At 65.0% G+C, this 24,801-nt stretch carries 26 protein-coding genes; 11 read left to right on the plus strand and 15 right to left on the minus strand.

The window, feature by feature from the left end; translation table 11 throughout:
- Window positions 1–115 precede the first annotated feature (115 nt).
- Window positions 116–361 (minus strand): hypothetical protein, encoded by a 246-nt coding sequence (locus VHL31_RS03320; RefSeq protein WP_329659782.1) that lies wholly within the window; start codon window positions 359–361, stop codon window positions 116–118.
- 119 nt (window positions 362–480) lie between these two features.
- On the opposite strand from VHL31_RS03320, the gene VHL31_RS03325 reads away from it, so the two are divergent.
- A complete protein-coding gene (locus tag VHL31_RS03325) occupies window positions 481–1,455 on the plus strand; it encodes a 2-hydroxyacid dehydrogenase (RefSeq protein WP_329659783.1) in 975 nt (324 codons plus the stop codon).
- Window positions 1,456–1,469: 14 nt separating this feature from the next.
- Here VHL31_RS03325 and VHL31_RS03330 read toward each other — a convergent pair whose 3' ends face one another.
- From VHL31_RS03330 to VHL31_RS03340, 3 genes are read right to left on the minus strand one after another with little or no spacing between them, the layout of a single operon-like run.
- On the minus strand, window positions 1,470–1,883 hold the full coding sequence (locus tag VHL31_RS03330; RefSeq protein ID WP_329659784.1) for a (deoxy)nucleoside triphosphate pyrophosphohydrolase: 414 nt from the start codon (window positions 1,881–1,883) through the stop codon (window positions 1,470–1,472).
- Window positions 1,884–1,891: 8 nt separating this feature from the next.
- The gene (argJ, locus tag VHL31_RS03335) at window positions 1,892–3,112 is read right to left on the minus strand and encodes a bifunctional glutamate N-acetyltransferase/amino-acid acetyltransferase ArgJ (protein ID WP_329659785.1); all 1,221 of its coding nucleotides are present in this window, start codon (window positions 3,110–3,112) and stop codon (window positions 1,892–1,894) included.
- A 27-nt stretch (window positions 3,113–3,139) separates the two neighbouring features.
- A complete protein-coding gene (locus tag VHL31_RS03340) occupies window positions 3,140–4,063 on the minus strand; it encodes a peptidylprolyl isomerase (RefSeq protein ID WP_329659786.1) in 924 nt (307 codons plus the stop codon).
- A gap of 235 nt (window positions 4,064–4,298) precedes the next feature.
- Here VHL31_RS03340 and secA point away from each other — a divergent pair, with 235 nt between their 5' ends.
- From secA to msrA, 3 genes are all read left to right on the plus strand, one after another.
- Complete coding sequence (secA, locus tag VHL31_RS03345) at window positions 4,299–6,980, plus strand: preprotein translocase subunit SecA (RefSeq protein ID WP_329659787.1); 2,682 nt, start codon at window positions 4,299–4,301, stop codon at window positions 6,978–6,980.
- Window positions 6,981–7,057: 77 nt separating this feature from the next.
- Window positions 7,058–7,993 carry an AEC family transporter gene (locus VHL31_RS03350; RefSeq protein ID WP_329659788.1) on the plus strand — a complete coding sequence of 312 codons (936 nt, stop codon included), beginning with the start codon at window positions 7,058–7,060 and terminating at the stop codon, window positions 7,991–7,993.
- A 399-nt stretch (window positions 7,994–8,392) separates the two neighbouring features.
- A complete protein-coding gene (gene msrA, locus VHL31_RS03355) occupies window positions 8,393–9,055 on the plus strand; it encodes a peptide-methionine (S)-S-oxide reductase MsrA (protein WP_349262349.1) in 663 nt (220 codons plus the stop codon).
- 12 nt (window positions 9,056–9,067) lie between these two features.
- Here msrA and VHL31_RS03360 read toward each other — a convergent pair whose 3' ends face one another.
- The 4 genes from VHL31_RS03360 to VHL31_RS03375 form a co-directional block, all read right to left on the minus strand.
- Window positions 9,068–9,496 carry a hypothetical protein gene (locus VHL31_RS03360; RefSeq protein WP_329659790.1) on the minus strand — a complete coding sequence of 143 codons (429 nt, stop codon included), beginning with the start codon at window positions 9,494–9,496 and terminating at the stop codon, window positions 9,068–9,070.
- Between the two features lie 103 nt (window positions 9,497–9,599).
- Window positions 9,600–10,268, minus strand: a complete 669-nt coding sequence (locus tag VHL31_RS03365) for a DsbA family oxidoreductase (RefSeq protein ID WP_329659791.1) — start codon at window positions 10,266–10,268, stop codon at window positions 9,600–9,602.
- 5 nt (window positions 10,269–10,273) lie between these two features.
- A complete protein-coding gene (gene mobA / locus VHL31_RS03370; protein ID WP_329659817.1) occupies window positions 10,274–10,942 on the minus strand; it encodes a molybdenum cofactor guanylyltransferase MobA in 669 nt (222 codons plus the stop codon).
- Window positions 10,896–11,300, minus strand: a complete 405-nt coding sequence (locus VHL31_RS03375) for a VOC family protein (protein ID WP_329659818.1) — start codon at window positions 11,298–11,300, stop codon at window positions 10,896–10,898. Before VHL31_RS03375 ends, mobA begins: the two co-directional genes overlap by 47 nt.
- 93 nt (window positions 11,301–11,393) lie before the next feature.
- Here VHL31_RS03375 and hpt point away from each other — a divergent pair, with 93 nt between their 5' ends.
- Window positions 11,394–11,927 carry a hypoxanthine phosphoribosyltransferase gene (gene hpt / locus VHL31_RS03380; RefSeq protein ID WP_329659819.1) on the plus strand — a complete coding sequence of 178 codons (534 nt, stop codon included), beginning with the start codon at window positions 11,394–11,396 and terminating at the stop codon, window positions 11,925–11,927.
- 3 nt (window positions 11,928–11,930) lie between these two features.
- Here the strand turns inward: hpt and VHL31_RS03385 are convergent, their stop codons facing one another.
- Window positions 11,931–12,617: a TrmH family RNA methyltransferase gene (locus VHL31_RS03385; RefSeq protein ID WP_329659792.1), complete on the minus strand. Its 687-nt coding sequence runs from the start codon at window positions 12,615–12,617 to the stop codon at window positions 11,931–11,933.
- A 235-nt stretch (window positions 12,618–12,852) separates the two neighbouring features.
- Here VHL31_RS03385 and VHL31_RS03390 point away from each other — a divergent pair, with 235 nt between their 5' ends.
- From VHL31_RS03390 to VHL31_RS03410, 5 genes are all read left to right on the plus strand, one after another.
- The gene (locus VHL31_RS03390) at window positions 12,853–13,752 is read left to right on the plus strand and encodes a YrzE family protein (RefSeq protein WP_329659793.1); all 900 of its coding nucleotides are present in this window, start codon (window positions 12,853–12,855) and stop codon (window positions 13,750–13,752) included.
- 179 nt (window positions 13,753–13,931) lie between these two features.
- Window positions 13,932–15,305, plus strand: coding sequence for an FAD-binding oxidoreductase (locus VHL31_RS03395; protein ID WP_329659794.1), 1,374 nt, complete (start codon window positions 13,932–13,934; stop codon window positions 15,303–15,305).
- Between the two features lie 38 nt (window positions 15,306–15,343).
- Window positions 15,344–15,742 (plus strand): DUF86 domain-containing protein, encoded by a 399-nt coding sequence (locus tag VHL31_RS03400; RefSeq protein ID WP_329659795.1) that lies wholly within the window; start codon window positions 15,344–15,346, stop codon window positions 15,740–15,742.
- Entirely contained in the window at window positions 15,742–16,086 is a 345-nt protein-coding gene (locus tag VHL31_RS03405; RefSeq protein WP_329659820.1) for a nucleotidyltransferase family protein, read from the plus strand. The genes VHL31_RS03400 and VHL31_RS03405 overlap by 1 nt, the downstream gene beginning before the upstream one ends.
- Before the next feature lie 37 nt (window positions 16,087–16,123).
- Entirely contained in the window at window positions 16,124–16,720 is a 597-nt protein-coding gene (locus VHL31_RS03410) for a hypothetical protein (protein ID WP_329659796.1), read from the plus strand.
- A gap of 13 nt (window positions 16,721–16,733) precedes the next feature.
- Here VHL31_RS03410 and VHL31_RS03415 read toward each other — a convergent pair whose 3' ends face one another.
- The 6 genes from VHL31_RS03415 to VHL31_RS03440 all read right to left on the minus strand — a co-directional run bounded on the left by VHL31_RS03415 (window position 16,734) and on the right by VHL31_RS03440 (window position 21,691).
- The gene (locus tag VHL31_RS03415; protein WP_329659797.1) at window positions 16,734–17,783 is read right to left on the minus strand and encodes an ABC transporter permease; all 1,050 of its coding nucleotides are present in this window, start codon (window positions 17,781–17,783) and stop codon (window positions 16,734–16,736) included.
- 18 nt (window positions 17,784–17,801) lie between these two features.
- The gene (locus VHL31_RS03420; protein ID WP_329659798.1) at window positions 17,802–19,340 is read right to left on the minus strand and encodes a sugar ABC transporter ATP-binding protein; all 1,539 of its coding nucleotides are present in this window, start codon (window positions 19,338–19,340) and stop codon (window positions 17,802–17,804) included.
- A gap of 74 nt (window positions 19,341–19,414) precedes the next feature.
- Entirely contained in the window at window positions 19,415–20,365 is a 951-nt protein-coding gene (locus VHL31_RS03425; RefSeq protein WP_349262350.1) for a substrate-binding domain-containing protein, read from the minus strand.
- 89 nt (window positions 20,366–20,454) lie between these two features.
- Window positions 20,455–21,108 (minus strand): nitrile hydratase subunit alpha, encoded by a 654-nt coding sequence (locus VHL31_RS03430; protein ID WP_329659800.1) that lies wholly within the window; start codon window positions 21,106–21,108, stop codon window positions 20,455–20,457.
- Entirely contained in the window at window positions 21,105–21,383 is a 279-nt protein-coding gene (locus tag VHL31_RS03435) for an SH3-like domain-containing protein (RefSeq protein ID WP_329659801.1), read from the minus strand. The genes VHL31_RS03430 and VHL31_RS03435 overlap by 4 nt, the downstream gene beginning before the upstream one ends.
- Entirely contained in the window at window positions 21,380–21,691 is a 312-nt protein-coding gene (locus tag VHL31_RS03440; protein ID WP_329659802.1) for a hypothetical protein, read from the minus strand. Before VHL31_RS03440 ends, VHL31_RS03435 begins: the two co-directional genes overlap by 4 nt.
- A gap of 272 nt (window positions 21,692–21,963) precedes the next feature.
- Between VHL31_RS03440 and VHL31_RS03445 the strand changes: the two genes are divergently transcribed.
- The gene (locus tag VHL31_RS03445; RefSeq protein WP_329659803.1) at window positions 21,964–24,507 is read left to right on the plus strand and encodes an ATP-binding protein; all 2,544 of its coding nucleotides are present in this window, start codon (window positions 21,964–21,966) and stop codon (window positions 24,505–24,507) included.
- Window positions 24,508–24,801: the final 294 nt, after the last annotated feature.

Below are 24,801 nucleotides of genomic sequence, written 5' to 3' on the forward strand. Positions count from 1 at the left end.
GGGCATGGACCCGGATCGGCCAGCGTAGCGGGCGCGCTCCACCGGACCCACGTCCGCCCCAACGTCCTCGTCCATCCTCCACCTCCTTGCAGTCCTCTACCTGCAATGCGGTGTCTCAAAGAACTGTAGGCCGGGAGATCAGGCAGGAGCCTTCATAGACCGCGTAAAAGGATGGATCGGCCAGCTTGGCGAACGGAGTCTGCGCGACCTTCCAGAACAGCAGGGCAGGCAGGGCGAACCAGTAGACGAAGCCGTTGAGGCCCCGCACCCCGCCCTCGTCGAGGATGCGCAGGTACCGTGCGAGGGAGCCGCAGACCAGGACGGCAAAGAACGGGATCGCGACCCCGACGATCATTTCCAAGAGACGCTGTCCAGCAGTGCGGGATGGGCCTGCCGCGCCAGGCTGGTCACGGGGCGGCTGGACAGTGCCGACGATCCCGCCTCTGCTCAAGCCGCCGGGGAGCACAAGTTCGGGGCGGGATGATGCGGATCGTTTTTCATGGCGAGAATGCCGCCAACTTCAGCGTCGGCTTCGCAGGCCAACTGCAGCCAAGTGACGAACTCGCCGTGCTGCCCGATCGGGTCACGAGCGAAGCGGACGTTGCGGCCTTTCGGACTGCGGAGGTGCTGGTCGCCACCCGCTTCGACGACGGTCTTCCCATACCCAGCGGGCTGCGCCTTCTGCAGGTACCGGGAGCGGGCTATGACGGAATCCGCTTCGCGATGCTGCCGATCGGTTGCCCGGTCTGCAACTGCTTCGGTCACGAGCAGGCCATCGCGGAATATGTGATAGGGGCCCTGCTCATGCGGCGCATCCCGTTCATCGATGCCGACCGGCATCTGCGCCAGGGCCGCTGGGCCTATCAGGCAGGGCGTGCGGCCACCACCCATCCCGAGCTCGCCGGAAGTACGATCGGCATCCTGGGTTTTGGCCATATCGGCAAGGCAGTGGCCGGGTGCGCCAAGGCATTCGGCATGCGCGTCCATGTCGCCAACCGTTCCGTATTGCCTGTCTCTCCGTCAGTCGACCGGGGATTCCCGATGGACGAGCTGTCGTCGTTCTGGTCGTCGGCGGACAGCTTCGTGGTTACGCTGCCGCTCTTGCCCGAGACGAAAGGATTGGTCGACGCCGAGGCGTTCGCGGCGATGCCCAGGCACGCGGTGCTGGTAAATGTCAGCCGTGGGCCCCTGGTCGACGAGGCGGCGCTCTATGAAGCCTTGGCAGCGGGCCAAATCGCTGGTGCTGTGATCGACACCTGGTACGACTATCCATCAGCCGATAGGCCCGAGACCCTACCGTCGAAGCTGCCGTTCCATGAGCTCCAGAACGTCCTGATGACGCCGCACATGTCCGGCTGGACGGACGGAACGATCCGGCGGCGACAGGCGGTCATCGCCGAGAATATCGCGCGGCTGCGGGACGGCCGGCCGCTGCTGCACGTGGTGAACGCCTGAGGCAGCTGGGAGCGTCAGAGCAGGTCGCAGAGCGGCGCGATCAGCGGGAGGTCGGCCGGCGGCATCGGCAGGTCACGCAGGCGCTGTGGGCGGACCCAGCGCAGGGCCTGGTTCTCCCTGCCTACTGGATCGCCCTGCCAGCGGCGGCAGACGAACAGCGGCATCAGGAGGTGGAAGGATTCGTAGCTGTGCGAGGCGAAGGTGAGGGGGGCCAGGCAACTCGCATGGGTGGATACGCCCAACTCCTCGTCCAGCTCGCGGATGAGCGCCGCCTCCGGAGTCTCGCCCTCTCCGACCTTGCCGCCGGGGAACTCCCACAAGCCGGCCATTGGCTTGCCTTCCGGTCGTTGGGCCACCAGGACGCGGCCGTCCGGATCGACCAGGGCACAGGCGACCACCAGCAGGACCGGCTTTTGGGCCTCGCTCATCCGGCCGCTCAGGACCGGTAGCTGCCGTTGATGTCGATGTAGCCGTGGGTGAGATCGCAGGTCCAGACACGGGCCTTGCCGCTGCCCCGGCCGACGACGACGTCGATGGCGACGTCGCGGCCCTTAAGGTGCGCCGTGACCGGCGCCTCGTCCAGATCAGCAACGGCACCCCCGTCGCGCGCCACGGCGATGCCGCCGAACGCGATGGTCAGTGCTGCCGGGTCGACCGGCACGCCGGCCTTGCCGACCGCCATTGCCACGCGGCCCCAGTTGGCATCCTCCCCGGCGATCGCGGTCTTCACCAGCGGCGAGTTGGCGATCGACATGGCGATCGTTCGGGCGGAGCGATCATCATCTCCGCCCGACACGCTCACGGTGATGAGCTTCTGTGCACCTTCGCCATCCTTGGCCACCTGTATTGCCAGGTCGATGCATAGCTCTTCGAGCACACGAGCGAAGGGGCCGGAACCAGCCGTGATCGGCCCATTGCCGGCCTTGCCGGTAGCAAAGCAGAGCAGCGTGTCCGAGGTGGAGGTGTCGCTGTCGACGGTGACGCAGTTGAAGGACCGGCCGGCGGCTGTCTGCAGCATGTCCTGCAGGGCGGCCGCCTCGACCCTGGCGTCGGTGAACAGGAAGGCCAGCATCGTCGCCATGTTCGGCGCGATCATGCCGGAGCCCTTGGCGATGCCAGCCAGCGTCACCTCCTGTCCATCGACGGTCACCCGCTTGACCGCAGCTTTCGGGAATGTGTCGGTCGTCACGATCGCGTGAGCCGCCGCGACCATGGCGTCCGGCTGGAGCTGACCCGCCAGGCGCGGCAGGTGGGAAGCGATCCGGTCGGCATCAAGACGCTGGCCGATGACGCCGGTCGAGGCGACGAATACTTCCTGCGGCTCACAGCCGACCGCCGCGGCCGCGGCTTCTGCTTCCCTGCGGACGGCAGCGTCGCCTTCGGCACCGCGAAAGACGTTGGCGTTGCCGGCATTGACCACCAGGGCGCGCGCCCGCCCTCGGGGCAGGATCTGCCGGCACCAGGTCACTGGATGGCCGCAGACCGCATTCTGGGTGAACACCCCGGCGACGGACGTGTCAGGATCGAAGGCCGCGAGCAGCAGGTCGGGGCGGTCCCGATAGCGCATGCCCGTCTCGGCGGTGGCGAAACGGACGCCTGCGACGACCGGCAAGTCGGGCAGGCGCTCGGGGGCCAGCGGCGAGATGGGATGGCTCATCGGGTACTCTCGGATCGGTGGTCGGGGTTACTGGGCCGGTGCTGCCGGTGCCACGTCGGCAGGCGGCGTGCTGCCTGCCGGGGCCGGAGCCGATCCGTCAGGATTGAACTTCTCGATCGTGACACCTTCGCGCACGTCGGCCACGACCGCTTCGATTGCCTGACGGGCACCCTGCTGGAACAGCGCCTCACGCATCTCCTCGATTGACGGCTCGCGCGTGCGCTTCTCCTCGAGGAGGATCACATGGTAGCCGAACTGCGACTTGATCGGTTCCTTGCTGTAGGAGCCGGGCTCCATGGTGAAGGCCGCAGCGCTGAACTCCGGCACCATCTTGTCGCGGGTGAACCAGCCAAGCTCGCCGCCCTGCTCGGCGCTGCCGGGATCCTTCGATACGCTCTTGGCGACTTCGGCAAAGGTCTCGCCCTTGTCGAGCCGGGCAATCACCTCGCTAGCCGCCTCGGGCGTTTCGACAAGGATGTGTGCGGCGCGGGCTTCTTCCAGCGCGAAGTCCGGCTGGGCCTTGGCCTCGTCATAGGCCTTCTGCAGCGCCTCGCTGGACGTGGCTTGGTCGACCGCCCGGCGCAGGATCTCATCGCGCAGGATCGCCTGCTGGGCGTCGGTCACTTTCGCTTCGACGGCCGGATCGCTGGCGATCCCTTCCTGCTCGGCCTTGGCTGCCAAGAGGCGGGTATCGATGACGCGGTTCAAGAGCGGTTCGAACACCATCTCCAGCGGCATGGTGCGATACTGTTCGGGCAGGCTCTCCTGAAAGCGCAAGACCTCCGAACGGTGGATCGGCGAACCGTTGACCGTCGCGACGACCGGGTCGGCTGCAGGGGCCGTGGTGGCCTGGTTCGCCGCGTCGCCGGCCGGCGCAGGCGTGGTCTCCTGAGCTTGAACGAGCGACGTCGTGGCCAGAAGGATCGAAAGACCGAAAACCGCTAGACGCACCGAGGGTGCTCCTCTGTTGTTGAGACCGCTCATGCATGAGCGCTGGTCGGGTGACCGTCCCCGTGAAAGACTTTGCGCGACGGACTGGTGCCATCCTGCGCGGACTTGCACAAGCGCGCTCGCGTTGACACCTGTCGGTTGGAAGCGTAGCTCAGCGACCCTGCATGGATCGGGCCGTTGCCCGGTGGGTGCAGGTGTGCGCCCGGTTCACTCTTTGACGGGATTTTCCAGCGGCATGTTCGGCGCCATCGCAAGGCGGCTCTTCGGGTCGCACAATGACCGCGTGGTCAAGAGCCTCAAAAAGAACGTCGAGGCCATCAATGCGCTGGAACCGCAGATGGTGGCCCTCTCGGACGACCAGCTCAAGGCCAAGACAGACGAGTTCCGTGGCCGGCTGGAGGCCGGGACCACGCTGGACGAGCTGATGGTCGAGGCGTTCGCGGTCGTCCGCGAGGCTGCCAAGCGGACGCTCGGGCAGCGGCACTACGACGTGCAGCTGATCGGCGGCATGGTGCTGCACCAGGGCAAGATCGCGGAGATGCGGACCGGCGAAGGCAAGACGCTGGTCTCGACGCTGGCCGCCTACCTGAATGCCCTGCCGGGCAACGGCGTCCACATCGTGACGGTGAACGACTACTTGGCCAGGCGCGACGCCGCCTGGATGGGCAAGGTCCACCGCTTTTTGGGCCTGAGCGTGGGCGTGGTCGTGCCGATGCTGCCGGATGAGCTTCGGCGCGAGGCTTATGCCTGCGACATTACCTATGCGACGAACAATGAGCTCGGGTTCGACTATCTGCGCGACAACATGAAGCAGACGTTCGACTCGCTCGTCCAGCGCAGCCACGGCTTCGCGATCGTCGACGAGGTCGATTCGATCCTGGTCGACGAGGCCCGTACGCCGCTCATCATCAGTGGTGCGGCCGAGGACAGCTCGGACCTCTACCGCGCCGTTGACATGATCATTCCACAGCTCGTGGAAGGCGACTGGGAGAAGGACGAGAAGCAGCGTTCCGTCTCGCTGACCGAACAGGGCCAAGAGCATATCCAGGAACTGCTTGCCGCTGCCGGCCTGCTCAAGGCTCCCGATCTCTACGACATCGAGAACGTCACCCTCGTCCACCATACCAACCAGGCGCTGCGGGCCCATCACCTGTTCTCGCGCGACGTCGAGTACGTGGTGAAGGAGGGCAAGGTCGTCATTGTCGACGAGTTCACCGGGCGCATGATGGAAGGCCGGCGCTACTCCGACGGGCTCCACCAGGCAATCGAGGCCAAGGAAAAGGTCCGGATCCAGCCGGAGAACCAGACGCTCGCGTCGATCACCTTCCAGAACTATTTCCGCCTTTACTCGAAGCTGTCCGGCATGACCGGCACCGCCTCGACCGAGGCGGCCGAGTTCGCCGAGATCTACAAGCTCGAGGTCGTGGAGATCCCGACCCATCGGAAGATGATCCGGCAGGACGAGCACGACGAGGTCTATCGGACGGCGCGCGAGAAGTATGACGCCATCGTCCAGGAGATTGAGGCCGCGCACGCCAAGCAGCAGCCGATCCTTGTCGGCACCGTCTCGATCGAGAAGTCGGAGATGCTCTCCGACGCGCTCAAGAAGAAGAAGGTGCCGCACGCGGTCCTGAACGCCCGCCATCATGACCAGGAGGCCAACATCGTGGCCCAGGCCGGGAGGATGGGTGCGGTGACGATCGCTACCAACATGGCCGGCCGCGGCACCGACATCCAGCTGGGCGGCAATGCCGACATGCGGATCCTGAACGAGCTCGGTGAAGAGCCGGATCCGGACGCCGCCGCCAGGATCCGCGCCGAGGTCGAGGCCGAGCAGGCCAAGGTCAAGGAGGTGGGAGGGCTCTACGTGATCGGGACCGAGCGCCACGAGAGCCGGCGCATCGACAACCAGCTGCGCGGCCGCTCCGGCCGGCAGGGCGATCCCGGCCGCTCGAAGTTCTTCCTGTCGCTCGACGACGATCTCATGCGGATCTTCGGGTCCGAGCGGATCGACAGCATGCTGCAGAAGCTGGGCCTGAAGGAAGGCGAGGCGATCGTCCACCCGTGGATCAACAAGGCGCTGGAGAAGGCTCAGCAGAAGGTCGAGGCGCGCAACTTCGACATCCGCAAGCAGCTGCTGAAGTTCGACGACGTCATGAACGATCAGCGCAAGGTGATCTACGAGCAGCGCCTCGAGCTGATGCGGTCTGACGATCTGGCCGACACGATCGCTGACATGCGCGAGCACACGATCCTCGAGCTCGTCCGCAAGCACATGCCGGAAAAGGCCTATCCGGAGCAGTGGCGCACTGAAGATTTGGCTGCCGACGTCCGCCGCTACCTGAACCTGGACCTGCCGGTGCAGGATTGGGCCAAGGAGGAGGGCATCGCCGAGGACGACGTCATCAAGCGGCTCCAGGACGCGGCCGATGCGCATTATGCAGCCAAGGTCCAGGAGTATGGCCCGGAGGTGATGCGGCAGGCCGAGAAGAGCCTGATCCTTCAGGTCCTGGATCATGTCTGGAAGGACCACCTCCTGCATCTGGACCATCTGCGGCAGGGCATCTACCTGCGTGGCTACGGCCAGAAGGACCCGCTGAACGAGTACAAGCGGGAAGCTTTCGACCTGTTCGACACCATGCTCTCCGAGCTGCGTCAGACGGTGACGCAGGTGATGATGCAGGTTCAGATCCGCATGGCGAATGCGGCGCCGCCCGAGCCGCCACCGGCCGTTCAGGCCGCTGCCCGTGCGCCCGCGATGGCCATGGCCATGGCTGCGTCGGCCGAGGACCAGGAATCGGAAACGGCCGGGGTCGATTCCGCCGATCCTTCGACCTGGGGCCGGGTCTCGCGCAATGCGCCCTGTCCCTGTGGCTCCGGCAAGAAGTTCAAGGCCTGCCACGGTCGGTTCACCTGAGCCGTCTGCCCGGAACGGGGCCGGCATGACTTGATCGCTTCGGGTGGCAGCTCTTATCTGGCACCCGGGCGGTGCCAGTGTCTCAGATCCTGTTCGATCATCTTGTCCCGGTCTACGCCCTGGTGCTGCTGGGACGCGTGCTGGCCGGTTTCCGGGTCGTAACGGACCAGCAGGTCCAGGGAATCTCGCGGTTCGTGTTCGACGTGGCGCTGCCAGTTATGCTGGCGCGGCAGATGCTTCTGGTGGACCTGCCGGCCGAGATCGAGTGGCGACTGATCTTCGTCTATTTCGGCTGCGCCTTCGTCATTTTCGGCTTGGCCGCGTTCACCGGATGGCAGCTGTTCGGGGCAAGGCTGGCCAAGCCCGCCATTTTCGGCATTACCGCCTCCTTCGGTAACGTGCTGGTCCTGTCCGTGCCGATCACGATCGGTACCTATGGCGAGCAGGCCTCTGTCCCGCTGTTCCTGCTGATAGCCTTCCACAGCGCCACCCTTTTCACCGTGACGACGGTGGTGGCCGAACTCGGCGTTGGTGCGGCCGGCGAACTCCGTAAGCTGCCGAGGGCTGTCACGATTAGCCTCGTCACCAACCCGATCCTGGTGGCATTGGTTGTGGGCCTGCTGCTTCGGCTGTCGCCCATCCCCGTGCCAGGCGCGATTGACCAGACCGCCGCCTTCCTGGGGCAGGCCGCCATGCCGCTGGCCTTGTTCGCCTTGGGCGCGAATCTCGCCAGGTTCCGGCTGGGTGCGCTCTGGCGGGAGGCGATGGTTCTCTGCCTGTTCAAGAACGCCGTGTTTCCGCTGCTTGTGTTCGTGGTGGCTACCTGGATCGTCCCGCTGGACCCGATGGCACGTACCGTCGCCATCGTCACCGCGGCCATGCCGGCAGGTATCAACGCCTATCTGTTCTCCGTCCGTTACGAATCGGCAGTGGCGGAGACCAGCGCTACCATCGTCGCCTCCACCATCCTGACGTTCCCGATCCTGGTCTGGCTGCTGCCTGCCCTACCATAAGATGAACAAATTGACATGATTCTACCTATTTTGTTTGTGAGCCAGATGACGATATCGTGATTTGTAGGAAGCCTTCGATCAAGCTCGGCAAAGATCGGGTGATGAGGGGCCGTTGAACCTTGAGAACGCAAAGGATCAACGATGAGGCGTCGTCAGTCAGAAGATCGGGGCACAGCCGGCGAACTGCCTGCTGTTCATCTCGCACCGCTTTATTGCCCGTGGGATTCACGGTTCGAGCGTCATGAACGGCGTGTTTCGTTCTGGTCGGCTAGTCAGGCTCGTTGTCGACGGCCCGGCTTGATCGTGAGGCTCGAATACGTTCCGGTCGCCGGAAGCGCTTGAACAGTTTCCGGGCCCTTTCCACCTCTCGGCGTGCAGCCAAGCGGGAAAGGGATTGGGATGTTCGGCTTCTTGTCCTTCAGGAAGAAGTCGCGCGGTCGGTGCGACTGGGTGCCTGGTCGCTCCGAACCCATCATGGAGCCGGGCAAGCATCATGTCTCGGGCCGTGACCTCAGTCCTCCTTGGCCGGCGGGTTATCGCACGCTGATTGTCGGGCTCGGCTGCTTTTGGGGGGCGGAGCGGCTATTCTGGCAGATGCCGGGCGTATGGGTGACCGCCGTCGGCTTTGCCGGGGGAAGCACGCCCAATCCGACCTACTACGAGGTGTGCAGCGAAGGCACCGGTCATGCGGAGGTGGTGCTGATCGTTTACGACCCAAAGCAGATCCACCTCTCCGAACTGCTGAAGACTTTCCTCGAAGGTCATGACCCGACGCAGGGCATGCGCCAGGGCAATGATATTGGCACGCAGTACCGCTCCTGCATCTACCTGGCCGAGCCGGTGGACCGGGAGCTCGCGAAACAGATGCTGGACGATTACGAGGCGCAACTCGGCAAGGCAGGATTCGGGCCGATCACCACGACCATCGGCGGCGACGTCCGGTTCTACTACGCCGAAGAAGAACACCAGCAGTATTTGGCCAAGAAGCCCTGGGGCTATTGTGGCCTGGGTGGCACCGGTGTTTCTTGCCCGGCTGGCAGTCTGGTCCAGGCGAAAGCATGACCCGACGACCCTTCAGATGATCGGATGGGGACCTGCAAACAGGTCCCCGATCGCGCGCCGCGCGCGGAGCCGGAGCCGCCGGCACAGGATATTGGCTGTCCGGTCGTGACGCAGGTGGCAGCGCTGGCATAGCGCCTTCAGGTTGGTCGGACGTGAGTTGCCAGGGTCCTGGTCCAGATGGGCCGTTCCGAGGAAGATCTTGCGCCGCTGCTGTCCAGAAAGGTCGACAATGTCGGGCCATGCAACTGGTTCGCCACGGTCGTCGCGCCACTGGGCAGACAGATCGTCGAACCAGCGCCCGTCATTCAGCTGGCAGATCAGGCGCCCATGTGGTCGGCCGCAGGTCTCGCAGCGTCCCTTGGCCCGCCCAAACCTGATCTGTCGGCTGATGATCGCCCAATCGATCGGATAAAAGAAGCGACGCTCCGGACGGATCGGCAAGAACCGGCTCTCCAGGGACCTTTTCGACAACGACCTCTGGATAGCGGAAGATCAGCCTCCCGTCAGCGGATTGCTGTGCACAGGCGGGGTGGAAGCTCGCCGGTCACGCCACTGGTTCGCCAGCCTCGGCCAGCCGTCGGAGCACCTGCTCGAAGACCTCGGGCGGCTGGCCACCTTGTATCAGGTGGCGACGGTTCAGGATCACCGATGGAACCGCATGGATGCCCAGATCCGTGAAGTGGCGCTCCTGCACGCGGACATCTTCGGCGAACCGGTCGCCAGCCAGAATCGCTTCGGCCTCCTCTCGCGGCAGTCCTGCTTCCATGGCTAGCCGGGCCAGGACGGCATGGTCGGAGACATCCTCGCCATGTGAGAAATAGGCCTCGAGAAGCGCGTGCTTGAGCGTGATCGCCTTGCCCATGTCCTGCGCCCAGTGGAGCAGGCGATGCGCATCGAACGTGTTATAGGTTCGCGCGCGCCGGTCCATGCGGAAGGTGAAGCCAAGCTCCGCACCACGCACCCGGATCGCCTCGCCGTTGGCAGCGATCTGTTGGGGCGTACTGCCGTATTTCTGCGAAAGATGCTCGACGATGTCCTGGCCTTCGGGCGGCATGGCAGGATTGAGCTCAAACGGCTGGATGAAAAGCTCGACCTCGATCAGGTCTTCCAGCCGTTCCAGGGCGGTCTCCAGGGAGCGCAGCCCGACCGCACACCAAGGGCAGACGACGTCAGAGACGAAATCGATCCTCACGCGGGGGCGGTTGGCAGGCATGGGCGTCACTCCGATACGGTTCCGGCCTGGTTTCGCAGCAGGATCTCTTCGGCTGCTGCCAGATCTTGCGGCGTATTGATGTTGAAGAATGGATCGAACGGCCTGTCCGTCCAGTCGACGACTGCGCGGCCGGCCGTTTCGGCGAAGCGGCCGACATGTCGACACCCCTGCTGCAATGCTGTCTCCAGGCGGTCCGCCAAGTCCACCGGCCAGACGGCGAAGACGTGATGAACGGCTCCAGCCGTGGCCGCGCAGGCGATGGGATGATCGGGGTCGACTGCGCACAGGAGGCGGGAGGACAGATCCAGTGGAAAGTAGGGCGTGTCGGTCGGCAGGCTCAGCATGTGAGAGTGGCCGAAATTCATTGCCCAGCGCATTCCCGCCAGGATTCCGGCCAGCGGCCCAGGATGATCCGGGACCGGATCCGCCATGACCGGCAGGCCGAACTCGGCAAAGCGATCGGACTGGCCGTTGGCGTTCAACAGGAGGGGAGCCGCCTGTGGCCGGACCCGATCGATCGCATGCACGAGCAAGGGGCGGCCCGCCAACTGCAGCAGGCATTTGTCGCCGCCTCCCATGCGCCGGGCCAGGCCACCGGCGAGCAGGACGGCTGGTGGCTTGGCGGTGTCAGGGCGGGAGATGGCACACGGCCTCGAGATGGTACCCGTCCGGATCGATCACGAACGCGGCATAATAGTTGGGATGGTAGTGGGGCCGGATGCCGGGCGGTCCGTTGTCTTTGCCGCCATGGGCCAGCGCAGCCTGATACCAGGCATCCACAGCCGGCCGATCCACCGCCGAGAATGCGAAGTGCATCCCGTCGACCGGCACCGGTGCCGGATCGAAAGGATTGGTAGAGGCGCCGATCCAGAAGGCCGGCTCGTGGCTGTTGCCGCCGTAGCCCACTCCCTTGAAATCGGGTGCGTCGTCGATCGTCATCACCGGCTGGTACCCGAGCACCGGCAGGCAGGCGTCGTACAGGGCGCGGGACCGTACGAGATCTGCCACGCGAATGGAGACATGGTCGAGCATCACGCAGACCCCTCATGCTGGGATGACTGACGTCGGCGACGCGATCGGGTACCACAGCGTGGTGCCGCCTGTGGAGAGCCAGCCTTGTCGGATGTGCCAGCCCATCGTGTCCTGCCGCTGCTCACTGCGGATGAACTCGCCCGTCGCGTGGACGAACTCGCGGCGGACTTGGCCAGCGTGCTGCCGGCGGACGTGACGCTGGTTGGGCTGCTCAAGGGTGCATTCGTGTTCAGCGCGGACCTGGTCCGTGCCCTTGACCGGCATGGACTGACGCCGGAGGTGGAGTTCCTCCAGGTCAGCTCGTATGGCCTCGGCACGGAAAGCTCCGGCAAGGTCAAGGTGATCGGCGGCATGCCGGACAGCGTCGCCGGCCGCGACGTGCTGCTGGTCGATGATATCCAGGACACGGCCCGGACCCTGGCATGGACGCGCGACCTCCTGTTCGCCAATGGTGCCAGGACCGTCCGTACCTGCGCTCTGCTCGACAAGCCGTCCCGCCGGCAGGTCGATTTCGAGGCGGACCACATCGGGTTCACGATCGAGGACTGGTTCGTGGTCGGCTACGGCATCGACTGGGCGGAGCGCTACCGCCACCTGCCCTGGATCGGCCGGGTGGCCTTCGACTGATCCTCACATGCGGTCGATGCGCCATCGGTAGAGGACGGCTGCGACCGAGCTGGCGAGGTTCAGGCTGGATACGCCAGCGCGCATCGGCAAGCAGAAGGTCCGTTCCGCCCGGCGACGCCAGCGGCCGTCGAGGCCGCGGCGCTCCGACCCGAACAGGAGGATCGCGTCGTCCGGAACGGAGCCCGGCCTGAGCGGCGCCCCGTCCGGATCCAAGGCCACCAATGGCCGGCCGCTCGTATCCGGCAAGTCGTCGATATGCAGGATGGGCAGGGCGAAATGCAGCCCCGCCGAGCCGCGCAGACAGGAGCGGTGCCAGGGATCGTGCGGGCCGGTCGTGAGCACGGCCGCGGCATCCGCTGCAGCGGCCGTCCGGATGGTCGCGCCGACATTGCCGTGATGGGTGGGTCGGTCGAGCAGCACGATCGGGCTGCCGGAACACGCCAGCACTTCGTTCAGCCGGTGCGCCGGCGGATCGGCGAATGAAATCACCCCTGTCGGTACGGCGCCGCCCGCCAGAGTCGCAAAGCGGCTGACGGGCACTTCCTCCACCAGTTCCTGCAGCCGGGGCACCAAGTCCGGACAGAGGCTCTCCGCCAGTTCCAACAGTCGCCTGCGGTCCGGGGACAGTGCCTGTCGCACCCGCGCGCCGAAGCGCAGGGCGTGTTTAAGGGCGTGCAATCCTTCCAGCACGATGCCCGCCGTCGTCTGGCCCAGTGGAACACTCCTTCGTTCAGTCCGGATGACCTCAGGGTGCCTAACCGCACTTGGCCGATCAACTGCTTGGTGGGTGCTGGCCAGCGGGAACCATGGCGGAAATAGTAGGTTGAGGGCGCAAGCGGCCGATCCCGTTTCGGGAGAGGACCGCACCGGCTGGCCAATTGGCTCGGGTATCTAAGTGAAGTTGAGGAGCGACGAGATGGCGACAATGAGCAGGTCGGATCACGACCTGGTGCGCGAACCCACGGCGATCGCTGTCGCGGGTGATTCGCGCCGGCGGGTGTCGTGGGGAGCCATCATCGGTGGCGTCGCCATCGCACTTGCCGTGCAGATGCTCCTTTCCATGCTCGGGCTGGGTCTGGGGCTGACCACGATCGAGCCGAACACTGGCGGGACTCCGGACGCCACGTCGATCGGCATCGGTGCCGTCGCCTGGTGGGTGATCTCCGCGCTGCTGGCGCTGCTGGCGGGTGGCTATGTCGCGAGCCGGCTGGCCGGTACCACCAACAAGCGTGACGGCATGCTGCACGGTCTGCTGACCTGGGCCTCGATGCTGATCATCTCCGTGTGGCTCCTGACCTCAGTGGTCGGCAGCGTCCTGGGCGGTGCCTTCAATATGCTGGGCGGTGCCGTCTCGAGCGCCTCCCAGGCCGTGTCGAACGTGGCTCCGCAGGTGGCGGATGCGGCTGGTCTGAGCACTGACCAGATCCAGCAGCAGGTCGATAACCTTCTCCGCGCGAACAACGCGCCGGCGAATCCGGAATCGGCGCGCCAGGAACTGGTCTCGCTGATGGGCCAGGTGGCGACCGGCCAGCAGACCATGGATCAGGTGCGTCCCCGTGCCGTCGAGATCATCTCGCAGCAGGCCGGGATCACTCCGCAGGAAGCTGAGGCGCGTATCCAGGAATTCCAGACCCGCGCCGAGCAGTTCCGAGCCGATGCGGAAGCGACCGCTCGCGAGACGACCGAGGCGACGGCATCGGCCCTTTCCAGCGGTGCTCTCTGGACCTGCCTCGCCCTGGCGCTGAGCGCTATCGCAGCTGCGATCGGTGGCTCGATCGGTACCCGCCGCGAGACCCACGACTATCCGACGACCGGCCGTTACTGACCATCGTCTCCTGATCGGAAAGGGCGGCAGGGAGTTTCTCCCTGCCGCCTTTTCTCGTCCTGAACGCAAGGCGACCGCTCGATCTGCACCCTTGGCCATCGCATCCCGCAGGAAGGTTGCGTCCGCCTGGGTGGACCGTATCGTCGTCCGGCGATGAACGGGGAAGGATGCAGGACCGCATGGCAGCGCTGATCGGCAGCAGGATTTATGACGATGCCATCTACGCCACCGATGAGCCGGTCCCGAGCCTGTGGGAAGCGACTGCAGGGCCGCCACCCGCCGATGACGGCCCGCTCGTCGGCGAGAGCGAAACGGAGGTCGCGGTCATCGGCGGCGGCATTGCCGGGCTGTCACTGGTCTGGCACCTGACCCGCCGCCACGGTATCGCTGCTACGGCGCTCGATGCCGCCAAGATCGGATGGGGCGCTTCGGGGCGGAACGGCGGCTTCGTCAGCATGGGCTACACCAAGCGCTCCCTCGACGACCTCACCGCGACCTACGGGGCAGAGGATGCCCGCACCGTGTTCGAGGCGCAGAAAGCCGCCTGTGCCTATGTGATCGACGTCGCCAGGAGCGAGAATCTGGACGTTGATCTGTCCGGGCGCGGAGAATTCATCGTGGCCCACAAGCCGGACCGCCTGAAAGGCCTCGCCGCGAAGAGCAGTGCCATGCGCAGCCTGTTCGGCGAGGATTGGCCAGTCATCTCCAAGGACGAACTGCGCGCGCGGGGCTATGCCGGCCCGGAGGCGCACGGTGCGATCTACGTGCCGCATGGGACGGGCCTGCATCCCCTGAAATACACCTATGGGCTCCTGCAGCTGGCACGTTCCCATGGCGGCAAGGTGCATCCTCAGTCAGCTGTGGTGCACTGGGAGCGGGATGGGGCAGGGGCCCATGTCCTCCACATCCAGGGCGGCGGGCGCCTGAAGGCGAAGACGGTGGTCGTCGCTACGAACGGCTTCACTACGGAGGGTCTGGACGGTCGGTTCGACGGCGTGACACTGCCAGCGCTGTCCAACATCCTGGTGACTCGTCCACTGAGCGAGGCCGAACGGCAGGCCCAGGGCTATACGACCGACGTTCCCGTGGCCGATAGCCGCAACCTCCTGTTCTACATCCGGCTCCTGAAGGATGGCCGGCTGCTCTTCGGTGGCCGGGGAGGCACCAGTGCCACCAAGACGGCCGGCGAGCGCTACTGGGCTTACATGCACAAGCGGCTGCAGGAGGTGTTCCCCGCCTGGAAGGACGTCGAGATCAGCCATCGCTGGCGGGGTTTCGTCTGCCTGACCGCCGATCTGGTCGGCAGGGTCGGGCTGTTCCCGCAGGACCGGTCGACCGGGTTCCTGTTTGGCTGCCATGGCAGCGGCGTCGCTATGTCCGGCTATGCAGCGAAGTTTCTGGCATCCGAGATCGCCGGTGCCGGCTTCAACGAGCCGTTCCCAATGTGCTTTCGCCGCCCGCCCGTGCGCTTCCCAGTTCCTTCCCTGCGTGTTCCAGCACTTGCTGCCGCCTATGCATGGTATCGCATCAAGGACGAAATCCTGCCCGCCTGAATGGCTTCAAGGCCGCGGGAACTACAGGGGAGCTTCTGTTGACTGCACCGCGCGACATCACGATCTGGCTGCAGGACATCCAGGACGCCACGAACGAGGCTCTGCATTTCCTGGGAGCGGTGGACCTCGAGCACTATTTGAGCGACCGCATGCGCTGCCTGGCCGTGGAGCGGCTGCTGCTCCTGATCGGGGACGCGGCGCTCAAAGCAGGTCAGCAGGATCCTGCTGCCATGGAAACCCTGCGGGACCTGCCGAAGATCGTGGCGCTACGCAACCGGATCGCCAACGGCTACTGGCTAACCGATCATCACCTGGTGCACGGGTTGGCCGAGCGGGTCCTCCCGGATCTCCTGACAGACCTGCAGCGGCTGCTGGAGCGGATCGACGCTGGACGGGCAGAGAGTCGCTACGAGGCAGGCGAGACCCAACCCGATTGATGCACCCCTTCATCGAGGCCAAGCTGCCGGAGATCAAGGGACTCTGCCGACGCTATGGAGTGGCGCGGCTGGAACTGTTCGGCTCAGGCGCGCGGGATGATTTCGACCCGGGTCGCAGCGACGTGGACCTCTTGGTGGAGTTCGGCATTTCCCCTGCCGGAATGGCCCTGACCGAACGGCATTTCGGGCTCCTCTCCGAGCTGGAGGCTTGCCTCGGATGCCGTGTCGACCTCATCGCACGCCGGGCGATCCGCAACCGGCGTTTCCTGCCGGCGATCCAGGCTGACTTGCACTGCCTTCATGAAGCGCCCGGACATAACAAGCTTTTGACACCGGACGGATGAACATCGTCCGTTCATGCACGGGAATGGAGGGCATCGGATGAAGTATGCAGTTTGGCTGGTAGTGGCGCTGGCGCAACTGGCAGGCCTGCCGATGGCGAGTGCCGAGACGGCCCGCATCCGCGGAACACTGATCGAATTCGACGTGAGCAAGATCACGGTCGCCAAGCGGGATGGCGGCGTGGAGCCGATCGGCATCGACAGCAACACCCGGTACCTGTCGGTGACGCCGGTCGGCATCGACGCGATCAAGCCCGGCAGCTATATCGGCGTGGCCGGACTGCCGCAGGCGGACGGCACGATCAAGGCGCTGGGTGTGATGGTGTTCCCGGAACAGGCGCGCGGCATGAACGAAGGCAGCTTTCCCTGGGACCTGCAGCCGGAGAGCACCATGACCAATGCCACAGTCGCTAAGGTCGAGACCGCAGCCAGCGGACGTGAGGTCCAGGTAACCTACAAGGGCGGGAGCCAGACCATCGAAATCGTCGATGCCGGCGCGATCGCATCGTTCGCGCCGGCCAGCGAATCGGCCTTGGTGGAGGGGGCCAAGGTCACCGTGTTCGTTGAGCAGGGGGCCGGCCTGCCCACGGCGCGCAGCGTGCTAGTCGGCAAGGACGGCTTCACGCCGCCCAACTGATCGCAGTCTCGTATCAGGCGCGCCGCCGTCGCGACTTCGCGAAGGTATCGAACGCCACGGCGAGCACGATGATCAGGCCGATGATGATCTGCTGCACGTAGGGGCTGACGTTGTTCAGCACGAGCCCATTCTGCAGCACGCCGATCAGGATCGTGCCGATCACCGTGCCGAAGATCGTGCCGACCCCGCCGAACAGGCTGGTCCCACCGATGACGACAGAGGCGATCACGATCAGCTCATAGCCCTGGCCGGCGACTGCCTCGGCCGAGTTCAAGCGGGCTGACAGGATGAAGCCCGACAGGCCCGCCATGAAACCCATGATCACATAGACTGACATGGTGATGCCGCGCACGTTCAGACCCGAGAGTCGCGCAGCCTCAGGATTGCCACCGATCCCGTAGATGTGCCGACCATAGCGGGTGTAGCGCAGGATGACGTGGGCCAGCACGGCGAAGGCCAGAAAGACCATGACCGGTACGGGAATGCGCCCGATGAGCGGCAGTTCAAACAGATAGCCCTGGCCCCACCAGGTATAGCCAGCGTCGAAACCTGAGATCGGACCGCCGCCGGCCATGAGCAGGGCAGCACCTCGGAATGCCGACATGCCGCCTAGCGTCACGACGAATGGCGGGACTTTCAGTCTGGTGATGGCAAAGCCTTGCAGGGCACCTGCCAGCGTGCCGCACAGGACGGCGATCAGCATGGCGAGCGGCCAGCCATAGCCGAACTCCGTGGCATCGGCCCCAGCCGTGAACCGATTGGCAAGACCACCCTTGGCAATCGCTGCGGCCGCAAGCCCCGCAAAGGCCACGATCGCACCAATCGAGAGGTCGATGCCAGCCGTCAGGATCACGAAGGTCATGCCGGTGGCCAGCAGGCCATAGATCGAAACCTGGCGCATCACGTTGACGAGGTTGAGCGGCAAGAGGAAGCGGGGCGTCAACCAGGCGAAGATACCCATCAGCACCAGCAGGAAGATCAGCGGTGCATAAGTAGCCAGCAGACCGAACAGGTCTACGCCGTTGTTCTTGGTTTCGCCTGCGGAAGTCGTCGCCGTCGCCATGTTCTGTCTTGTCCTGCCTCAGGCGGCTGTCTTGGTATGCGTGAACAGATACATCAGGCTTTCCTCGGTCGCCTGTTCGCGCTCGATCTCTCCGCTGATCTGCCCCTCGCGCATGGTTACGATCCGGTCCGCCAGCCGCATGAGTTCGGGCAGTTCGGACGAGATGACGATCACCGCAATGCCGGCCGCGGCCAGTTCGAACAGCAGGTGATGGACCTCGTTCTTGGCCGCGATGTCGATCCCTCGGGTCGGCTCGTCGACGATCAGGACGCGCGGGTTGAGCGCCAGCCAGCGTGCCAGCACGACCTTCTGCTGGTTGCCGCCCGACAGGTTGGATACGAGCTGTTCACCATTGGCCATCCTGATCGAGAGCTTGCGCCGGTAGGTATCGACCAGCTCCCGCTCCTTCCTGCCGGAAACGAAGCCGAGCCGGTCGGTGATGGCATCCAACGCGGTCATCGACAGGTTCGGGCGGATTGCAAGCGACAAGAACAGCGCCTGCTGCTTGCGGTCCTCCGGCACCAGTCCGATCCCGTGGCGGATCGCATCCTGTGGCGTGGAGATCCTGACCTCCTCGCCATTGACGAGGATCCGCCCGGCATCGATGGGATCAGCACCGAAGATGGCGCGGGCCAGTTCGGTCCGGCCCGCACCAATCAGCCCGCCAATGCCGAGGATCTCGCCGGTATAGGCGGTCAGCGACACGTTCCGCACACGAACCGCATGCGGGTCATTCGTGTCACCCATCCGGGTAAGCCCTTCGACCTGCAGCATGGCAGTATCGCGCTTGGCGACGCGGCCCCCGCGGCCATGCAAGGCCACCTCGCGGCCGACCATCATGCGGATGACGTCGTCGACCCGAACATCCTTCACCTCGGAAGACCCGACCAGGCGGCCATCGCGCAGCACGGTCAGCCGGTCGCAGATATGCATGACCTCATCCAGCCGATGGGTCACGAACACGACAGCGATTCCGTGGCTCTTCAGGTCGTTGATGATCCGGAACAGCCGCTCGACCTCCGTCTCGGACAGGGCCGAGGTCGGCTCGTCCATGATCACGAGCTTGGCTTTCATCGAGAGCGCCTTGGCGATCTCGACCATCTGCTGCTCGGCAACCGAGAGATCCTTGACCAGACGGCGAGGGTCCATGTTCAGGCCCACCCGCGCCGTAACTGCGCGCGCCTGCTCGTTCAGAGCCTTCCAGTCGACGAAAGGACCGCGAGTCGGCTCGCGCCCGACGAATACGTTCTCGGCGATGGACAGGTTCGGGAGGAGGTTGAACTCCTGGTAGATCGTGACGATGCCGAGGGCCTGGGCATCCACCGGACGCCTGATCTCGACTGGCCGTCCGTCCAGCTCAATGGTGCCTTCGTCCGGCAGGTGCGCGCCTGCCAGGATCTTGAGGAGGGTCGACTTGCCGGCGCCGTTCTCGCCCAGCAGTGCATGAGCCTCGCCGGCACGGACATCAAAGCCCACATCCGTCAGCGCTTGCACGCCGGGAAAGCGTTTGCTGATCCCCTGGACGCGGAGAAAGGGCGTGACGTTCGAGCTGTTCACCGCGATCCACAATTCGCTGCAGAGGCGGGCGACGGCATGGAGACCATCGCCCGTGTCCTATGGCTTCCTGGAGCTTACTTGAGTTCCCCGAGGCGCTCGGCCTTGTCGAGGTTCTCCTTGGTCAGGACAATCGGCGTGAGCAGCACGAGGGACTGCTCGGGCGACTTCCCGTTCTGGATGTAGTCGACCAGGATCTGCACGGCCTTGCGGCTCTGGCCGCCCGGGAACTGCTCGACCGTACCGGCCAGACCGCCGTCGCGCACGGAAGCCAGCGCCTCAGGCAGGGCATCAAAGCCGACGATCTTGATGTCGTTCAAGCCGCGCGACTTGACTGCCTCGAGGGCGCCCAGCGCCATGTCGTCGTTCGCCGCGATGATGACGTCCGGCGGATCCTGCATGCCGGCAAGGATCGATTCGGTGACCGACAGGCCCTGGTCGCGGGCGAAGTTCGCGGTCTGCTCCGCGACGATCTGGTACTTGTCCTTGTGCTGGTCGAGGACGTTGTGCAGGCCCTTGTTGCGGTCGATCGCGGGCGACGCACCGGGCTGACCCTGCAGGTTGATGATCTTGGCCCCATCCGGGTAGTTCGCGAGCAGCCACTCCCCCTGAGCTTCGCCGCCCTTGACGTTGTCGGCACCGACATGGGCCAGGATGCCTTCCACGCCGTCGACCCGGCGGTCGACCGTCACGACGGGGACATTGTTTTCGACGGCGGTCGCCAGGGCCGGCGCCATCGCATTCACGTCGGATGGGCTGATCACGATGCCTTGGACGCCCTGGACAATGGCCGCCTCGACGTCGGCGGTCTGCTTGGGCGCGCTGTTCTGACCGTCGCTGTCGATGGTCTTCACGCCGAGCTTGGTCGCCTCGTCTTTGATCTCCTTCAACATGTGCACGAAGAAGGGAAAGGTCAGCGACGGCACGGAGGCCAGGATAGTGGCGTCCTGGGCACGGGCCGAGATGCCGGCAAACGACACGCCAGCGAGCAGAACGGCAGCGGCAAGGGCGCTGCGCCGGACGATCATCATGAAACGAACCTCCCAAGTCCCGCGACTCGGCGGCCGCGTTGCCTGGGAAGTTAGCCGCAGCCTTCTAGAGATAAAAGTCGGATTTTTCAGACGCAGCGTGCGAGGCCGGTTCCGATCATGGCATCCCGCGTGACGGTCTCCGCCAGCCGCTCTTCGCTCCAGCCTTCCGTGCCGACGGGCCGGTTCGGGATCACCATATAGCGCAGTTCGGCGGTACTATCGTGAACGTCGACCCGGACGTCCGCGGGGAGATCGACTCCGAACTCCCGCAGCACGGCGCGGGGCTCCCGGACCATGCGCGACCGGTAGGCCTTCGACTTGTACCAGTCGGGCGAGCCACCCAGGAGAAATCGCGGATAGCAGGAGCACAGGGTACAGACGATGACGTTGTGCAGGTCCGGCCGGTTCTCGACGGCTCGGATCGGGATGGCGCCGGCGTCGATGCCCAGGTCGCTGGCCGCCCGATTCACATCAGCGAGCATGAGCTCCCTGAAGACAGGATCCAGCCATGCCCGCGCCACCAGCCGGGCCCCAGCGGCTGGGCTGGCGGCATCGATCACCTCCAGCGTCCGGTGGATGTCGGCTGTCGTGCACAGGCCCTTGGCGACCATCAAGTCCGCCACCGCCTCGGTCAGTGCCATGTGCCAGGACAGCGGCGCATCCTCGACGTCCGGCTGGCGCGGATGGGGATGATGATGCTCGTGTTCGGCATCATGTGAGTGGGCGTGATCCTGGTTCATCGAAGGGGCTCCAGCCAATGCTCGTAGAGGTCGACGATGACGGCGTCACCCGCCTCGCCCTCGTAATCCGGCCATAGCTCTGCCTGCCGGAAGCGCACCCGCCATACGGGCTGGTCCACGCCGCGGCGACCGTACGCCATCATCTCTGCGTCCGGCATCCGGCCGGCCAGGGCTTCGACGATGCCTTCTCGTCCGCGCACGAAACTGGGCGTGCGATGGTGGCCGGGGGGATCCAGGTGCAGCACGCGCACATGGTCCCCCTTCTTCAGGGTCATGGCCCCGTTCCGGCATGACGTGCCCGAGCGGCATCCATCGCCTTGCCGATCTCCATGGGCGTGGCCACGCCCTTTTCCAGCAGCAGGTTCCCAGCAGCCTGGATCCAGCGCTCGTAGTAGCTGAGTTGCTCGTACGCGCCTGGTCCCAGTTCCTCGATCGCCCGCCGCATCTCGTCGAGCGTGAACACCTTCGCTCCAATCAGAAGGCGCATGATCGCGTCGACCTTCTTTTCCCAAGGGGCATAGTCATGGGCTGCCTGATCGATGGGTCCACCCGGTAGACCACCGACATCGTGGATGCGCTGCATGAAGGTGAGAGCCTCATGATTGTTTGCAGGCGCCAACCTGCTCTTGTTGCACATTGCCCGCAATGTCGCAGGTACCGGTTCGGCATCATGTCTTGAGAGTTTTGCGCTCGCACTCGCAGGCCACCGGAGGCTATCCCACAAGGACTCGAAGTGACCGATCTTGGGCCTCAGCCACCTTGATTCGTGTCCGGATGGCGGCACCGTGAAGTGCCTGAGTCCGGTCATTTCCAGTCGACTTCGTGGCGTGCGACAATTACCGGAACAGACGAAAGATGGGCGTTGACGTCCGAGGAGATCGGCTGACGGACAAGCCGCAAGACCTTTCCTGGCGGGACCGGTTCGCGTCCCTGCGTCCCGGGATTGTTGGGGCGGCGGCAGCGCTGGTCATTGTCATCGTCTTCGGCGCTGGCGCTTCGTGGTTCCTTTGGCGTGACCGAAGCGAAGTACTCGCCGGCACGCGCGCCGAGCTGACCTCGAGCGCCACGGCCGGTGCCGGGATGGTGGAACGCGGCGTAGGCACAATCGACATCGTGGTGTCGCTGGCCATCGACGAGTTCGCCAGCGGCCAGATGGGCCTGGAGGATCTGAAGGCGTGGTTGCTGCGGCAGTCTAGCTATAGCAACGCGCTCTCTTCCCTGAGCAGCCTTTTCCTGGCCGACGCGCAAGGCATCGTGACCTTTTCGGGAAGCAACCCGGCCGTCATTGGCCTGAACGCCAGCGACCGCGACTACTTCACGGTTCACCGGAACGCGTCGGGTGCACGCGGCATCTTTATCGACGCCCCACTGATCGGCAGGGTCAAGCCGCATCGGCGGTTCGTTCCGATGACTTGGCCACTCCGGACGTCGGCAGACGGCAGGTTCGCCGGCATCGTCGGTGTGGTGGCTCACTCCGAGTCCTACGCGGACGTCTTCTCGATTCTGCTCACGCAGCCCGATCAGATCATGGTGCTGATCGACCCGCTTGGACGGATCTATGCCATGGATTCGCTCCATTGGCCCTCCCTGGATCGAGAACCGCCCCGACCAGACTTCCTCTTGGCCCCGAGCGACCAGCGGGGCTCGAACTCCGGCATGTTCCGTTCAGACGATTATCTTGTTGCCCGAACGGAGGTGCGTGGGCTGGGGCTCCAAGTCGCGACGGCGGTACCGGTGGTGTCCGTGCTGAAGGCTTGGTGGGTGAGGACCTGGATTGCGGCCGTTCTCATCGGACTCGCTGGCCTCGGTACCGGCGTGCTGGCCGGCCTGCTGCACCGCTATGTGCGGGAACTTCGTCGAGCCGCAACGGCCGCGCAGGTGGCACAGGCGCGGGCGGAGGCGGGCGACCGGGCCAAGGCCCAGTTCCTGGCTGCCATGAGCCATGAGATCAGGACGCCGATGACGGGCGTGCTCGGCATGGCCGACCTGCTGGCTGCCGAGCGGCTGAAGCCACGACAGCAGGCCTATCTGCAGGCGATCCGAACGTCCGGCCGGCACCTGTTGAGCGTCATCAACGACGTACTCGATTTTTCGCGCTTCAATGCCGGTGGGCTCGTCCTGGAGGACATCGACTTTTCGGTGGCGCAGATCGGCGAGCAGACGCGCTCGATCCTGGCGCCGACCGCCAGGGACAAGGGCCTCCGACTGACGTTCGACCTGAGTCCGGACCTCCCGGTCACCCTGCGGGGTGACCCGACGCGGCTGCGTCAAATCCTGGTCAACCTCGTCGGCAACGCTCTGAAGTTCACCAGCGAAGGGGGCGTCGATGTGCGCATCTTCGCCAAGGACATGAACGACGAGCAGGTGCTGTGCCGCTTCGAGGTGGAGGATACAGGCATCGGCATACCTTCGGATCGCCTGGACGACCTTTTCCAGGCGTTCACACAGGCGGACCTGTCGACCACCCGGAAGTACGGCGGTAGCGGCCTGGGACTCGCGATCTGCCGACAGCTCGTGCACGCCATGGGAGGGAAGATCGGCGTCAAGAGCGACGTCGGCCAAGGCAGCCTGTTCTGGTTCGAAGTGCCGCTCGATCACGCCAGGGCCGAACCCATCCCGCACAGCGTGACGTGGCAGGAGGTGGCATCGCGACCGCTGCGGATCCTCGTCGCAGAGGATGTCGAGATCAACCGGGACCTTATCCAGGCGGCGCTCGGTCGCGACGGGCATGAGCTCGTCCTGGTGGAGAATGGCCAGGAAGCGGTGCGGATGGCGGGGCAGGAGCAGTTCGACGTCATCCTCATGGACGTGCAGATGCCGGTCATGGACGGCATCGAGGCGACACGCCGGATCCGTGCGCTGCCTCCTCCTCGCAACGCTGTGCCGATCCTAGCACTGACGGCGAACGTGATGGAGGCCGAGCGCAAGCGCTGCCGCGAAGCCGGCATGAACGAAGTCTTCACAAAGCCCGTCGTCTGGCCGGAGCTGTTCGCGGCACTCGGCGCGATCTCCCAGGGGAAGCCGTCTGGATCGCGGCAGGCCTGCCAGGAACAGGTAGAGTTAGCCCTTCTCGACGAGGAACGGATCGGCAGCCTGGGCAGCATGGCAGGGCCGGCTAAGCTCGCTGAGTTCCTGAGCAATGCGATGATGTCGGCTGAACAACTTCATGGCGAGATCATGGAAGCGGGCCCCGAGCCTGCCGCCGTCGCCAAGCTGGCCCATCGCCTCGCCGGGACTGCGCCGAGCTTCGGGTTGACGCGGATCGGAACCATCGCCCGGGAGGTCGAGCAGAGAGCGCTCATTGGGGAGCACGATGCGGCATTGATCGGCAACCTCGGGATCGCAGTTGCCGAGACGCGGCAGGAATTGGTCCGGCGCGAACTGGTAGCTGCCACCTGAGCGCCTGGGCCGTCAGGCATCCGGCTATGCTCAAGCAAGGGCTCACCAAGAGCCGCTAAGCTGACGTCCGAGGCCAATCCTATTTGACGCGCAAGGATGGGGTCTTAACCCTGGACAAGCTCCCACGGCATCGCGACGGGGTGTTGCCTGCATTCAGCCCCAAAAGGACGTGGCCGTGCCAGGAGCTCGTTACGGTTATTCCTGCTGGTCAGCTGCTTTTGTTTTTTAGTGGGTTATTCAATTTTTTCACGATGCTCGTTTCCAGTAGCTGGTCACGATCGTCGGACTTGCGGC

Source organism: Geminicoccus sp., assembly GCF_036263595.1.
GTDB lineage: Bacteria > Pseudomonadota > Alphaproteobacteria > Geminicoccales > Geminicoccaceae > Geminicoccus.